This is a genomic window from Gardnerella sp. CCPDSM (genome assembly GCF_056754715.1).
Genome location: NZ_JBQEQO010000008.1, coordinates 25,222 through 39,667, shown reverse-complemented (window position 1 = coordinate 39,667; position 14,446 = coordinate 25,222). Strand labels below are relative to the sequence as shown.

Genomic DNA, 14,446 nt, shown 5'->3' with positions numbered 1-14,446 from the left:
CTGTTTTTCAAATCTTTGTACTGTACAACCAGCTGCGTAGGAATCGGCCTAAAAGTCACATAATAGTGTTTGGTAGTCAGCTGATTGTCGTCATTATCTCGAACAATACCATAATCGTAGTTGCCAAAATCACCTGTATTATCCGCAGTAAATTCTCCACCTTTAGGAGTATCAATATCGTTACTGTAATACAAATAACCAGGAATCTTAGTACCGGTAAGTCCCTCCATAGTCGGGCGCTTGACCTGCCTGTTGTGACGATCTCCTTCAAAGTTTAATAAAGGGGCAAAATACGGATTAAACTCATTATTATTTAAAAAAGGAACCTTATTTATAGTTTTTGCCTCAATCAAATCAGGAATGTTCAAAGGTGTAAATGGCTTTGTTGAGAATCTATCCAACTCTGCTGCGCTACGTTGAGGAATATCGCTCGCACCACTTATATTAGTTGTTTTTCTATATTTCAGGTCGTCAACAAAGTGAAACTCTCCACCGCATTGCGGCAAAATCCAGAAAATGATATTCATGTGGTTAGCAGCTTCATAACGAACTTCAGCATGACCCCAAATCAATTCATCCTTTTTGCGCACAATCGTCGTCACATGAATAAATGTCTGCTGTCCTCCAATGTGATATTCCACGGTATGCTTAGTGGTACGATCCTCATCAACTATCTTTCCATTTACCTCAAGCGTATAAGGTATCACCGTCTTGTGAGAATTTTGATTATCAAAACTCAGAGAACCATCAGCATTCTTATTTTCTCGTATTGATTTATAAGGAGAAATATCCGCATACGCATAGGAGGCACCCTTGACACGTGGAATAAATATGTAAGCATCAATTCGTCCTATCATACCTTGATGTCTAATAACTTCATTATATGGAATTACGTGAGTATCTCCAGATGCTTTTCCATTGGCAATGTTCAACTCTTTACCAAATGACGTATAAAAAACCTTTGTTATATTCCTAGGCGGGCGGGAAGACATTGTTTTATCCTGCAGCTCTTTCACTTCAGCAGGTGTAATTACATTAGGGAACGGATTAGTTACATTATCAGCATTACTAACGCCTTTTTTATTAGACATAACTTCACTTGATGAATCTTCTGCAGATTTATCTTCTTTTGATACTTCTTTTGTAGATTGAGTCGACTTGTATACAGCTTCTTTGCTTTTCTTTACATCAGCCGAATCATTCGTAGCATTATTATCTTTGACATTACTACTTACAGCATCATTCTTATGAATATTAGCATTATTAGAATTTATATTATTAGAATTTACATCATTCTTCGAAGCATCAACATTCTTGGAACCAGCATCATTCTTGAAACTAGACTCATCCTTAGAAAGCGTAACATTCTTGGAATTGTCATCATCCTTAGAAAGCGTAACATTCTTGGAATTGTCATCATCCTTAGAAAGCGCATCACCCTTTGCTTTATCAGAATTTTTAGCAGAAGGATACCCCCCCCCCGTCAGAAAATCCCGGATTCGCAACATTAGAGTTAGCATTCACAACAGCAGACGCACTTGTAACATTCTCAGCCGCATTCGCACTCTGCGCAACGCAAAAAGCGCAAGCCGCAGTAGCAATACTCATCATCGTCGTTGACAAAACGAGCACAGTCCTTTTGTTCATTTTTCCCTCTTATAAAATAAACAAATTTAAAAAACTTATAAAATAAAAATCACACAGCTGCAATCTCATCCTAAGAATGCAACCACACAAACCAATATACCATAATTCGGTATAATGTATACACAAAATTATGAAAGCTTACACTTAAACGCGCACACAAACACTTCACGCTCAACTTTCGCAAGTTCGAAGCAAACGCACGTGCATAAAAGTCATTAAAACAAGAAGAATAAGCAAATAAGCCGGAAGCAGCACCATAGAAACGTTCTGCCCAATAAACCCAAAAATCGCAGGCATTACCATAGAGCCAATATATGCGCTCGCCATTTGCATGCCAACAATTGCTTGAGACTTATCTTCCCCAAAATAATGCGGCGTGGAATGAATAATGCATGGGTAAACCGGAGCGCATCCTAGTCCAACAATTACAAATCCTGCAATAAGCTCAATATGATTCGGCAAAGGCAGCAACAATACCAGAATTCCCACAAGCATCACGCACTGCCCAATACGAATCATAGTTGCATCGTTAAAACGCATAGTAAGAAATCCGCTTACAAAACGACCAACCGTAATACCAACATAAAACAGGCTTGCCCAACCTGCCGCAACAACGCGGCTAACTCCCCCATGCAAAACCATGTAACTACTAGCCCATAATCCTGCAGTTTGCTCCAACGCACAATAGCAAAAGAACATAATAAGAATATTCTTAGCTCCTGGAATGCGCAAAACTTCCGCATAAGAAAGCATTACAGAAGATTGCTGCTTTACCTCAGTAAGATTATGCGATTGATTATGCGATTTATCATTCGATTGATTATGATGCGATTCTGCACTTTTATTATTATTTTTCCACAGCGGCAAACTTATAAACAGCACAAGAGTTAGAACAATTTGTATAACAGCAATATACTGATATCCTGCAGGCCAGCGCTGACCGTGCGAAAGCGCAAACCCCATAACGTAAGGGCCCACCGAAGCTCCAATTCCCCACATGCAGTGAAGCCAGCTCATGTGCCAACTCTCATAGTGAATTGCAACGTAATTATTAAGAGCCGCGTCCACTCCTCCAGCACCCAAACCGTATGGCACAGATAGAAAAATAAGCACAAGATAATTCGGTGCAAAAGAAAAACCTAGCAACGCTAAAGCTGTTAAAGCAACTGAAACAAGCGTAACCTTACCAGGGCCAAACTTATGCGTAAGCCTATTAGATAGCAGCGCAGAAACAATTGTTCCTGCAGAAATAACCATTGATATTCCGCCAGCCCAAGAAATTTGCGCTCCAACATCGTGACTCATAGTCGGCCACGCGGCTCCAAGAAGAGCATCCGGCAAACCCAAGCTAATAAACGCAAGATAAATAACCGCTAGAAGAAGGTTAACCATAAAAATTCCCCAACCTTAGTTAATACGTGTTTACAAAACGTGTTTACAAAAACAACTCACCAAACAAGTGTAACCCAATAAGCATTAACAGCATATCGCGTGACACAAAATAAGGCTTCTGCTTAGTGTATTAAACATAAAACAGAAGCCTTAATTACTAATAAAACGTAGGCAATTAAAACTACGTATTGGTTATAACTTACAAATTACAACTTACAAATCACAACTTACAACTAGTTTCTACGCTTGCGAGTTGCAGCAAATGATTCAGCAAGACCGGCGAAACCTGCGAAAAGCGAGGCAATTGCGGAAGCAAGAATTGGGGCTGCGGTTGATCCAGTTTTAGGAAGATGCTTAGCAACGTGCTTAGGTTCCGGCTCTGGCTGCGAAGGAGCTGGCGCAGGTTCCGGCTCTGCTTCAGCAGGCGGCAGAATCGGAGCTGGAGCAACAATAAACGGAACAGGAGTTGGCTCTTTATCTGGAGTCAAATCTATATCCGGAATATCATCCCAATCAATATCCGGCTCAGGTTCTGGCGTTGGCTCTGGTTCTGGCTCAGGAGCAGGAGCTGGCGGCGTTGGAGGTGTTGGCGGATTAGACGTATACGAGCTATACACCGAAATATTGCCACTCACAGGAGTATCACCAGTAAACCGAGTGCCTTTGCCATTAGATTCAGTAAACCAACCGTTAAAAGTAAAACCAGACTTTGAAGGATCAGCCGGCATCGACTGGTCAGTCCACTCATCTCCATTAATGGATTTGTTTTCTTGCACCTTTACTTGTGCATACTGAGTCTCTCCATTCATAAAAGTTACTTTATAACCAGCAGCTTCCCACTTCGGGAACACAACAAAGGTGTGGTTCGTAGAGCAATATTGTGTACCGAGTTTACTTCCAAATGTATTAACGCCCTCTTTGTCTCTAAGTACAGCAAATAAATATGGGTAGGTAGTAGTCTGAGAATTGAATGGCGAGTACATTGTGGTTGCGTTTTTAATAATAGTTCCATCATCGTCATCCATTCGATCATACGATGTATACGGACGCTTATTTGTTTTTCTAGCAACATAGAACTGCCAACCAACAAACTTAAAACCTGCTTTAACAGGATGTATAAAATTGCCATCTTTATCTTTAGGAATCTTAATAGCATTATCTTCTACACGAACACGTTTAAAAATATTGTCACTGTTATACGTGAATTTCCAGTTACCATCGGATCTATAGCTTTTATCAACATTCTGTGGTTGCTTATACGAGAAGCAATCTTTTGCTACCGACTCATCCTTGGCATACACAATTTCCAATACATTTAAACGGAAATATTTGTTTTGAGACTTTTTATCGGATCCTTTAGGAGTCCATGTAAAGTATGTGGCATCAGGCGTAAACGAATCATCTTCACCTACAGCAACATTATTGTATGTCACATAATACGGACTTGGAATTGTGCTATTTACCACTGACACTTCATACGTATGGCTTGAATCATAACTACCCAAGCTTTTAGTTGCACTCGTAGCAGTATCAGGGTATTCACCTTTAACAGTTACTTCCTTATTTGTAGTTGTATCTTTTATCTTAAATTCGATATTCTTAAACGCGTCCTTTACGTCCTGCCTAGAAGAATCTAGCGTGGAACCAAAATCCCAATTCACAAAATTCAATTGGCCAAAATCGCTATCAGCTTTAACGAGAGCCTTGTTATTATCACCGTTCATAGTCTCCCAGCAAAGACTTACTCTAAGCTCAGTTGTTTCTTGCTTCTTTTGATTAGGAGCAGGCTTACCACTACTTGCCAAAAGCATTTGATTATTAGCATTTGAAGACTCAGACTTTTCACCAGGCTTCTCAGTATTCTTAGTCTTAGTCTCAGTCTCAGCCTCAGTCTCAGCCTGGGTACCTGCTTCCGTGCTCACTTCAGGCTTTGCATTACCCTTCGTAGATTCTGCAATTTCTGAACCCCCATTCTCAGAAATTCCAGAATCTTCACTCTTCTTTGAAGAATCTTCGGTTTTTAGGCTACTTTCGTTAGAAGCATCAGTATTTGTAAATTTGCTATTTGCAACTGGGGGGGGGGTGGTTGAAGATTGTGTTGTTGAAACAGCACTTTCAACGGTATTAACGCTTTTCTCAGCCGCATTCGCAGTTTGTGCCATGCAAAAAGCGCAAGCCGCAGTAGCAATACTCATCATCGTAGTCGACAGCACAAGCGCAGTTCTCTTGTTCATTTCTTCCTCACAAAATAAACAAATTTAAAAAAACTTATAAAATAAAAATCACACAGCTGCAGCTTCATCATAGGAGCGCAACCACATAATTAGTATACCACAATTCGGTATAATGTATATACAAAATTATAAAAGCTTACACATAAACGCGCGCACATTCAATCGCACGTGTATAAAGCAATATATAGCAATACAAAGCGATACAAAACGATACAAGGCGATATAGCAATATACAACAATCAAGCAATATGCATACATACAACATGCACGCATGCACGCACGCATACATACCGCTATCAGGTATCGATTTTGGAACGATCGAAGTCATCCGCATTATCAACAATAAACTGCTTGCGCGGAGGAACGTCATCGCCCATCAGCAAATCGAACACTTCGCTCGCCTGCTGAGCATCTTCCATACGAATTCTTCGAAGCATGCGAGTTCTAGGATCCATGGTTGTGTCTGCAAGCTGATCCGCATCCATCTCACCCAAGCCCTTGTAACGCTGAATGTCGCTGTTAAAATCAATGCCCTTAGCTTGCAAATCATCAAGCTTTCCAGCCAACTCGTCGTCAGAATACGTGTAAATATACTCGCCCTTGCGCTTTCCTGCGAGCGCAATCCTGTGGAGCGGCGGCACTGCAGCATAAACGTGCCCGTGCTCAATAAGCGGACGCATGTAACGGTAGAACAGCGTTAGAAGCAAAATACGAATGTGTGCGCCGTCAACGTCAGCATCGGTCATCATAACAATCTTGTTGTAACGCGCTTGCGAAATATCGAAACTTGCGCCAGATCCTGCTCCAACAACCTGAATAATTGCAGCGCATTCTTTGTTGGAAAGCATTTGTGCAAGGCTCGCTTTTTGCACGTTCAAAATCTTACCGCGAATTGGCAGAAGCGCTTGGAAAGCAGAGTTTCTAGCGGCTTTTGCGGTACCAAGTGCAGAATCGCCCTCGACGATGAAAAGTTCCGCAACATCGTCGTTTCCAGGCTGGCAGTCGGAAAGTTTCGGTGGCATTGAAGCAGACTCAAGCGCATTCTTTCTGCGAGTAACTTCCTTAGTTTTACGCGCCTGAATACGTGCGTGCATTTCGGAAACGATTTTTTCCAAAACTCTAGCGGACTGCTCTTTAAAACCTCGCTTAGAGCCAGTAATCATTTCGCCAAATTGAGCGTCAGTCATTTTCATAACTATCGGCTTTACTTGAGCAGTTCCAAGCACGTCTTTAGTTTGGCCTTGGAATTGAGGCTCTGCAATTCGAACAGTTACGACTGCTACTAAGCCTGCCATAATGTCGTCGCGCTCAATTTTCGTGTTAGCGTCTTTAAGATTTACTTTAAGCTTTCTAGCATTGTCTTCTACGGCTTTACGAATTTGCTTAGTTAAGCCTTGCATAAATCCGTCAACGTGCATGCCTCCGCCAGGAGTTTCAACAACGTTTACGAAACTAATAATCGTTGAATCGTAGCCGTTTACCCAGCGCATTGCAATATCAACGCCGCATTTTCGAGTCACTTGTTGAGCGTGCAATTCTCCGGAAGAGTCAACAGCTTGCGTTTCTTCTATATAAGTATCTTCGCCAGAGATTCGCCAAATATCGGATACTGCTTCACCTTTTGAAAGGAAATCAACGAAATCTTCAACTCCGCCGTTATGCAAAAATTCAACTACGCGAGGGTGGTGCTTGTTTTGCATTGAGTTGTTAGACTCAGCATTCGCAATAGATTGTGCTTCTGAAGATTTAAAATCTTCTTCTGTTTCGTCAGATTCAGTAGTTTCTTCTGTTTCGCTAATTTCGTCAGATTCGCTAATATTTTCAGCTTCGTCAACGTCTTCAGATTCGTCAATATAAGTTTCCGTATCTTCCGAAATTTCTGTAACATCAGTTTTTATAGCTTCAGATTCCGCAGTAGCATCTTCAGGAGCATCAATCTCCTCAATATTTGCAGACTCTCCTTCAGGCACATGCTCATCAATAACCGTAATTCGCAAGCCTGGAACCAAAAAACTCGTTTGACGAACTCTGTCAATAAGCTGCTCGTAACTAAATTTCGCAGTTGAGTTAAAAATTTCAGGATCAGCCCAGTATCGTACGCGAGTTCCGGTAGTTTTTGGCGAAACAGTTCCAATAATTTCAAGCTCAGTAGGCTTGTTCTTACGCGTGCGCTTAAAAGGTGAAGCTGGAGAAGGATGCTCCGAATCCGCGTCGCTATAAACACCAGGATGCCCTTGATGGAACGCCATATGATGCGTTTTACCGTCTCTATCAACTTCCACATCCAAGCGCAAGCTCAACGCGTTTACAACAGAAGATCCAACACCATGCAAGCCGCCTGCAGCGTTGTAAGAAGCGTTGCCAAACTTTGCTCCAGCGTGAAGCTTAGTAAGCACAACTTCCACGCCAGTTAGCTTAGTTTTAGGCTCAACATCTACTGGAATACCGCGGCCGTTATCCGCAACTTCAATAGATCCATCGTCGTGGAGAGTAACAGTAATATGATTGCAAGCTCCGGCCAAAGCCTCGTCAACAGCGTTATCAATAATCTCCCAAAGGCAATGCATTAAACCTTGGCTATCAGTAGTGCCAATATACATGCCTGGGCGCTTTCTAACTGCGTCCAAGCCTTCAAGCACTGTCAAGCTATCGGCATCATACTGTTCTTGCTCTTTACGAGAGACCACTTCTACCCCTTGAACTAACGAATGGAACGAATCTTAATGTAAAACTATTAATACCGGATACCAAGCAATAAGTGTCGCATTATTGCAAATCTAAGCAAGAATACGACACTTTTCACGCAGCTATTACCAAATCACTGATCCAAGAAGTCGCGCAAGGTTTGCGACCTAGAAGGATGACGCAACTTAGACATTGTCTTCGACTCAATCTGACGAATACGCTCACGCGTAACGCCGTACACGCGGCCAATATCATCCAAAGTCTTAGGTTGACCATCTTCCAAACCGTAACGCATCTTAATAACTCCAGCCTCTCGAGGAGCCAAAGTTTCAAGAACCTGCCTAAACTGTTCTTGAAGAAGCGAGAATGCAACTGCGTCAGATGGTGCAATTGCGTCGGTATCTTCAATCAAATCACCAAACTCAGAATCACCATCTTCACCCAATGGCGTGTGCAAAGAAATAGGTTCGCGACCATATTTTTGCACTTCCTGAACTTTTTCTACTGGCATGTCAAGCTCGCGAGCAAGCTCATCCGGCGTAGGTTCACGGCCCAAGTCTTGCAACATTTGACGCTGAACTCTAGAAAGCTTATTAATAACTTCAACCATGTGCACTGGAACTCGAATTGTACGAGCCTGATCTGCCATAGCACGAGTAATAGCCTGGCGAATCCACCAAGTTGCGTAAGTTGAGAACTTAAAGCCCTTCTTCCAGTCGAACTTTTCAACTGCACGAATTAAGCCAAGGTTACCTTCCTGAATCAAATCAAGGAAAAGCATTCCCCTACCGGTGTAACGCTTCGCAAGAGAAACTACAAGACGAAGGTTTGCTTCCAAAAGATGATCTTTAGCTTTCTTGCCGTCTGCTGCAGCCCACTTAAGCTCACGCTTACGCTTAAACTCCATTTGATCGATTTGCGTGTCGAGCAAATGCTGAGCGTACAAGCCAGCCTCAATACGCTCCGACAAATCAACTTCTTGTTCAGCGTTAAGCAAACTTACGCGGCCAATCTGCTTCAAATAGTCTTTAACAGGATCAGCTGTAGCTCCCGTAGCAATTACTCGACGCTTCGGGTTTCCAGAAGGAGTTAGATTATCATCGTCATCGTCGTCTCGAACAATAAACGCGCCTTTAGCTTGTGGAACTTGAGGAACATCAGACTTATTTTCATCATGTTCGTCAATATCGTCTAAATCATCAGCTTCATCATCAAGTTCAACATCATCAACATCGCTAAGATCGTCAACGTCAGCTATGTCTTCTGGCTGAATATCGTCAACATCTAAGTCCTCAAGAGACATCTGCTCAGCGTCAACGTCAAGATGCGAATCATCGCCTAAAGGATCCTCAAGAGCCAACGAATCATGCGAATCCATGTCAAAATTGTCGTCGCTTTCAACACTATCATCGCTTAATTTATTCTCAGCGTATTCATCCGCAGCAGATTCCATGTTGGCATCTTCATTTTCAGATGATTTCTTTGAACGAGAATTACGCGACTTATTATCATCTTGCTTGCGCGCACTAGTTTTACGTGCAGTACTAGCCTTACGCGTTTTTACAGGCTTATTATCTTCTTGCGTTTCACTCTGATCGGCCGTTGATTCAACTTCACTCGTCAAACTATTTCCTCCTGTAGTACCCCTTGCTACGCATTTTAGGCATAGTTCACGCAAGGGCAAGTTTTACCTTAAGTAGTAAACCATTTAAGCACGACGATTATTCCCCCTAATTTTCTTGCGGCGTGGCGTAATTATCAATCCAAGCTGGTTCTAGATTATTCTCACACGCTCCGCGCACGATTTTTGCCATTGTGCAATCCTTATCAATTTCAAGAGCGCAATCTGCATAATATTTGACATTACCCAACTTAAACCACCAACTAATATATGCTAATAAAGCATAAACTTGCACGGTTAGTTCAGGAATACTTTTCACAACCATTGTCATAACTTCCAGAACTTTGCAAGCAGCAATAGCACGCTTTATATCCGGTTTTTTGTTTTTTTGAGTAAATTTAGCTTCCAAACAGTGCCGCAAGTTGCGTGAAGTTTCAGTAGTGTGAGGATACCAAGCAAATTCCGCTAACGAGTCGTCGTCATACCATTCTTGATCTTCATCCAGAATAGATATAAGCATTGCGTCTCGAACATTAATATTATGAAACATTGCTATAGGAAGATTTATTAAATCGTACCCAAACATTTTCTTGTTGTGCAAAAACATGTCGCACCAACGTAAGAATGAAGTGCATGCTGTATTTCTAATAGCAAACTGTTTACCATTCTTATCAACATTTTCTATGAAACCATCTGAAACTGCTGGAACCCAATAACGCAATCCCTTAATCCACTGCGAATTCTCACTGCAATTAGCGCACGCATACTCTTTTGCAAACGTCATAAAGAAGCTACATTCTTTTGACGGGTATATGTTCCCGTTAACATTTGAAACTTCTTTACCAGCAAAACTTGCAAAATCATCCAAACCAACAAAATCTATGCAACCATCGTAACTATTAGCGCTTTCACCATAAATTTCCAATACGCCTTGAATATCAAAATCGTCAACGCAGTTACGCGAAATTTGATCCGCAACATCAATATCTAACACTTCCATAATTTTCCCTTCGTAATAGTTTTTATGTGCAACTTTTCTGCACTTTTTCTGCACTTTCATGCATTTTTTATGCATTTTTTCTGCATTTTTTATGCACCTTCATGCACTTTCATGCATTTTTATGCATTTGCAAACACCAAGTACTACTTGTGCAGCTCTTGATAAAAGTAAGTTTCTCAAGATATTTGCAAGCATTCAATAAAAATGATTAGCTTTGGTTAAAAGCTTCGGTTAGCCTAGTAAATATTGCGTTTTGTAATGTTCAGCCCTGTGGATAACTTTCATACTATGAGCACATTAACGGATGACGATGCATTTACGCTTTCTTCTATTGAGTCTCGTATTGCGTACTTGATTTCTCAACAATTTTGCACAAGCGCCGAAAATAATCTTTCTTCAACGTGCGCTAGTACTTTGCAAAAAGTAGTTAAGCAAGCTATTGTTTCTAGCGAAGGCGGTAAGCGTCTTAGAGCTTTGTTAACTATTGCCGCTTTTAATTCATTTACAGACGAAAATACTTCGAAAATTCAAAAAGAATCTATTTTTGATATTGCTTGCGCGTTAGAAGTTTTCCAAACTGCAGCGTTAATTCACGACGATATTATTGACGAGTCAGCTTTGCGACGCGGAAAGCCAAGCGCATATTGTGCTCTGAGCGCATCTTTAAACAACAAGCATATTGGCTCAGGCCTTGGCATTATGCTTGGAGATTTACTTGCTACTGAAAGTTTTGATATTGCGCGTAGTGCTGCTAAAAACTTCACTTACAGCGAGGAAGTGCTTGAAGCATTTGCAAGTATGCAAAAAAATGTTGGCATTGGTCAAGTGCTTGATTTGTCTATTGAAATGATGGATTTAAGTGATCCTTTACAACTTGCGCAATCCTCGCTAAACGTGTTTAGGTGGAAAACTGCAAGTTATACTACGGTTGCTCCTTTAACGCTTGGTTTTCTTGCAGGATCGATGAAACCAGATGAAGCTTATGAACTAGCTTTACGTATTGGCGATCCTTTAGGAATTGCTTTCCAGCTTGCTGACGATTTGCTTGATATTGTGTCGGATAGTAAGCATACTGGAAAGCCGATTGGCGGAGATATTCGCGAAGGAAAGCGCGCAGTTTTGCTAGCAGACGCGCTACAGTACGGTAATAGCGAGGAACGAGACACTTTGCTAAAAGCTTACTTAAGCAAATCACGAAGCGAAGATGATGTAGAAAAAATAATTAAAATTTACTACAGTACTGGAGCTATTGAAAACTCAATAAAACGAATTAATAAGCTTTGGCAAGAATCGCAAAAAGCTATTGATAATAGTCAATTAACTAGTAGTGGCAAAAACATATTGCATTCTATTAGCGAGCGCTTTATACCTGAAGTATGGCGTAATGTACAATAGTTAATAAAACGCTAAAAAAATTAATCTTCTTTACTATATTGCTTGTACACTCGTAAGTAGTAATAAGTAGTAAATAGGTTTTCGCGTATAAGGATTGTGGCAATGGATGAATCTTCACAGGCACAAAAAGGCATGTGCATCGAGAATCGCTATCGAATTGTGCGCAAAATCGCTCAAGGCGGAATGGCTACAGTGTATCAGGCACAAGACGAGCGACTTGACAGGCCTGTTGCTATTAAAATCATGCACACCCAGCTTGCTCAAGGTGTTCACCGTCAACAATTTATTGCAAGATTCCGCAGAGAAGCAACTTCCGCAGCGGCAATAGCAAATCCGCATATTGTGCAAGTTTATGACACTGGCGAATATGAAGGACTTGACTACCTTGTAATGGAATACGTTCATGGCGTTAATTTGCGCTACGAGATGAATACGCAAGGAACTTTTAGCGTTAGAGACACGTTAAGATTGTTGGCTGAGACTTTGGATGGTCTTGCTTCTGCGCATCAAGCTGGAGTCGTGCATCGCGATATTAAGCCGGAAAACATTTTGATTAATGACCGCGGTCACGTTCAAATTACTGATTTTGGTTTAGCTCGCGCAATTTCGCAAGCAACGCTTTCTTCTACAGGCTTACTTTTAGGCACTGCAGCTTATCTTGCGCCAGAACTTATTGAGCATAATCTTGCAACTCCTCAAGGAGACTTGTATTCCGCAGGAATGATGGCTTGGGAAATGCTTGCCGGACGCGTGCCTTTTACGGCGGATAATCCTGTAACTTTAGTTTTTAAGCATGTTCATGAAAATACGCCTTCAATAAGTACCGCTTGCCCAGAAATTAACGAAAAAGTTGCGCAGTTTATATCTAAACTTACTGCAAGAGATATGAACGAGCGACCGAATAATGCTAGCGAAGCTTTGGCACAGTTGCGCGCGCTTTCAAAACAATTGCAGCCTGAAGATTGGCAGTATAAGCTTGAAGAGCCGGAAGATCAACAGTCTTTGCTAAATCTTTCTCCACTTGAGAATTTGAATGCTTCAGCCGAACATGCTGATGCTGATGCTGATTCTGAGTCTGAATCTGATTCTGAATCTAATCATGAGTCTGATTTTAAGTCTGATTCTGAGTCTATGCATTCTAAAGATGAAGATGATACTAAAAATATAAATGCTGACGTTTTTGCAGAAAATAGTAGCGTCGATACTGAAAATAACGATTATAACAATGCAACTATTATGCTTCAGCAGAATAAAAACTTAAGTTCTTCTTCAGAAACTTATAGTGAAGCTCCTAATAAGACTTATACGGAAAATATGTCTTATAATTCTCAAGATGATCCGCTATCTGAATTTGACGATAGTAATATGCCAACAATTGCAATAAGCGCAAAAAACTTAAGTGCAAATGGTGTGAGCAATACTGCTATTCCAACATTGCAGCCAAAAGATTCAAATAATCGCAATGCTAAGAATTCTAAAAAGAAAGCGTTTATTATTGCAGGTTCTAGCACTGCTGTAGTACTAGTTGCTGCAGTAGCTGGCGGATTATGGTATATGCTCGGTCCTGGCAGTTATTGGACGCTTCCTAAACCGGACGATCTTCAATGCTCAAATCGCGCAGCTTGTAAAATTACTGATATTAATTGGCAACAATACGAGCATACTTTGAAAGTTGCTGGAATTCCTTACACTGTTTCGCAAAATTACAGTGATAATGTTTCTGCTGGAAGAGTTCTTGAAACTAAGCCGGATGTTGTTGGCGGCCATATTGGTAAGCATGGAAATGATCGCCTTCGCGTTGTGCTTTCTCTTGGAATTCGTAAATCTACGATTCCTAGCGATATTACTGATCCAAACTCTTACAATGGCAAGAATCCTATAAAAGCATTGAAAAAGGCTGGATTCACTAATATTGTTCACCACAAATCTTCAGACATATACTCTCTTGAGATTCCAGAAGGTAGCGTGATTGATATTAGCCCAGATCCTGGCACAAGAATGAATCACAATGATGAAGTTAGCGTATTGCTGTCTAAAGGACCTATGCCTGTGCAAATGCCGGAAGTTGTGAATCATACTAAAGCTGAAGCTGATGCAGCGTTAAGTGACGCAAAATTAAGCGTTACGTACGATGAAGAAAATAGCGATACTGTAGCAAAAGGTAAGATTATTAGTTCTTCGGTTGATGCTGGCACCCAGTTGCATTGGGGAGATAGCGTAAAGCTTGTTGTTTCTAAAGGTCCTAAGACTATTACGATGCCTAATGTTTGCGGCAAGAACACTGATGAAGCGCGTAGGATTATTGAGGGACTTGGACTTCAAGTGAAGATTTCTGCTCCTCTTGGTGATTTCATGCACGTTGTGCGTTTCCAATCTCCAGCAGGCGGAAGCGAAGTGCCTGTAAAAGATGCTAGAGGTAATGCAACTGTTGTGACACTTACGGTTATTTAATAAGTGTTTTTGCGAGAATAC

At 41.2% G+C, this 14,446-nt stretch carries 8 protein-coding genes and 1 pseudogene; 2 read left to right on the top strand and 7 right to left on the bottom strand.

The genetic code is table 11. The features are described from left to right. From ACTJLE_RS05815 to ACTJLE_RS05785, 7 genes and pseudogenes are all read right to left on the bottom strand, one after another. A pseudogene (locus ACTJLE_RS05815) lies at nucleotides 1–1,508 on the bottom strand (InlB B-repeat-containing protein); the annotation flags it as partial. Continuing rightward, nucleotides 1,459–1,647, bottom strand: a complete 189-nt coding sequence (locus tag ACTJLE_RS05810) for a primosome assembly protein PriA (protein WP_481267835.1) — start codon at nucleotides 1,645–1,647, stop codon at nucleotides 1,459–1,461. The pseudogene ACTJLE_RS05815 and the gene ACTJLE_RS05810, both read right to left, overlap by 50 nt. A 171-nt stretch (nucleotides 1,648–1,818) precedes the next feature. Next, complete coding sequence (locus ACTJLE_RS05805; protein WP_481267834.1) at nucleotides 1,819–3,039, bottom strand: MFS transporter; 1,221 nt, start codon at nucleotides 3,037–3,039, stop codon at nucleotides 1,819–1,821. A 233-nt stretch (nucleotides 3,040–3,272) separates the two neighbouring features. Further along, nucleotides 3,273–5,273: an InlB B-repeat-containing protein gene (locus tag ACTJLE_RS05800; protein WP_481267833.1), complete on the bottom strand. Its 2,001-nt coding sequence runs from the start codon at nucleotides 5,271–5,273 to the stop codon at nucleotides 3,273–3,275. A 296-nt stretch (nucleotides 5,274–5,569) separates the two neighbouring features. Beyond that, nucleotides 5,570–7,960 carry a DNA gyrase/topoisomerase IV subunit B gene (locus ACTJLE_RS05795; RefSeq protein ID WP_481267832.1) on the bottom strand — a complete coding sequence of 797 codons (2,391 nt, stop codon included), beginning with the start codon at nucleotides 7,958–7,960 and terminating at the stop codon, nucleotides 5,570–5,572. Between the two features lie 131 nt (nucleotides 7,961–8,091). Continuing rightward, nucleotides 8,092–9,582: an RNA polymerase sigma factor gene (locus tag ACTJLE_RS05790; protein WP_481267831.1), complete on the bottom strand. Its 1,491-nt coding sequence runs from the start codon at nucleotides 9,580–9,582 to the stop codon at nucleotides 8,092–8,094. A 106-nt stretch (nucleotides 9,583–9,688) separates the two neighbouring features. Beyond that, nucleotides 9,689–10,579: a hypothetical protein gene (locus ACTJLE_RS05785; protein ID WP_481267830.1), complete on the bottom strand. Its 891-nt coding sequence runs from the start codon at nucleotides 10,577–10,579 to the stop codon at nucleotides 9,689–9,691. Between the two features lie 288 nt (nucleotides 10,580–10,867). Here ACTJLE_RS05785 and ACTJLE_RS05780 point away from each other — a divergent pair, with 288 nt between their 5' ends. Then, the gene (locus ACTJLE_RS05780) at nucleotides 10,868–11,974 is read left to right on the top strand and encodes a polyprenyl synthetase family protein (protein ID WP_481267838.1); all 1,107 of its coding nucleotides are present in this window, start codon (nucleotides 10,868–10,870) and stop codon (nucleotides 11,972–11,974) included. 102 nt (nucleotides 11,975–12,076) lie between these two features. Then, nucleotides 12,077–14,425 carry a protein kinase domain-containing protein gene (locus ACTJLE_RS05775; RefSeq protein WP_481267829.1) on the top strand — a complete coding sequence of 783 codons (2,349 nt, stop codon included), beginning with the start codon at nucleotides 12,077–12,079 and terminating at the stop codon, nucleotides 14,423–14,425. The last annotated feature ends 21 nt before the right edge of the window (nucleotides 14,426–14,446 follow it).

Excerpts from the sequence above, each read along its gene's own strand:
- ACTJLE_RS05805 (WP_481267834.1), bottom strand. The coding sequence starts at position 3,039 with ATGGTTAACCTTCTTCTAGCGGTTATTTATCTTGCGTTTATTAGCTTG.
- ACTJLE_RS05780 (WP_481267838.1), top strand. The coding sequence starts at position 10,868 with ATGAGCACATTAACGGATGACGATGCATTTACGCTTTCTTCTATTGAG.
- ACTJLE_RS05800 (WP_481267833.1), bottom strand. The coding sequence starts at position 5,273 with ATGAACAAGAGAACTGCGCTTGTGCTGTCGACTACGATGATGAGTATT.
- ACTJLE_RS05810 (WP_481267835.1), bottom strand. The coding sequence starts at position 1,647 with ATGAACAAAAGGACTGTGCTCGTTTTGTCAACGACGATGATGAGTATT.
- ACTJLE_RS05775 (WP_481267829.1), top strand. The coding sequence starts at position 12,077 with ATGGATGAATCTTCACAGGCACAAAAAGGCATGTGCATCGAGAATCGC.
- ACTJLE_RS05785 (WP_481267830.1), bottom strand. The coding sequence starts at position 10,579 with ATGGAAGTGTTAGATATTGATGTTGCGGATCAAATTTCGCGTAACTGC.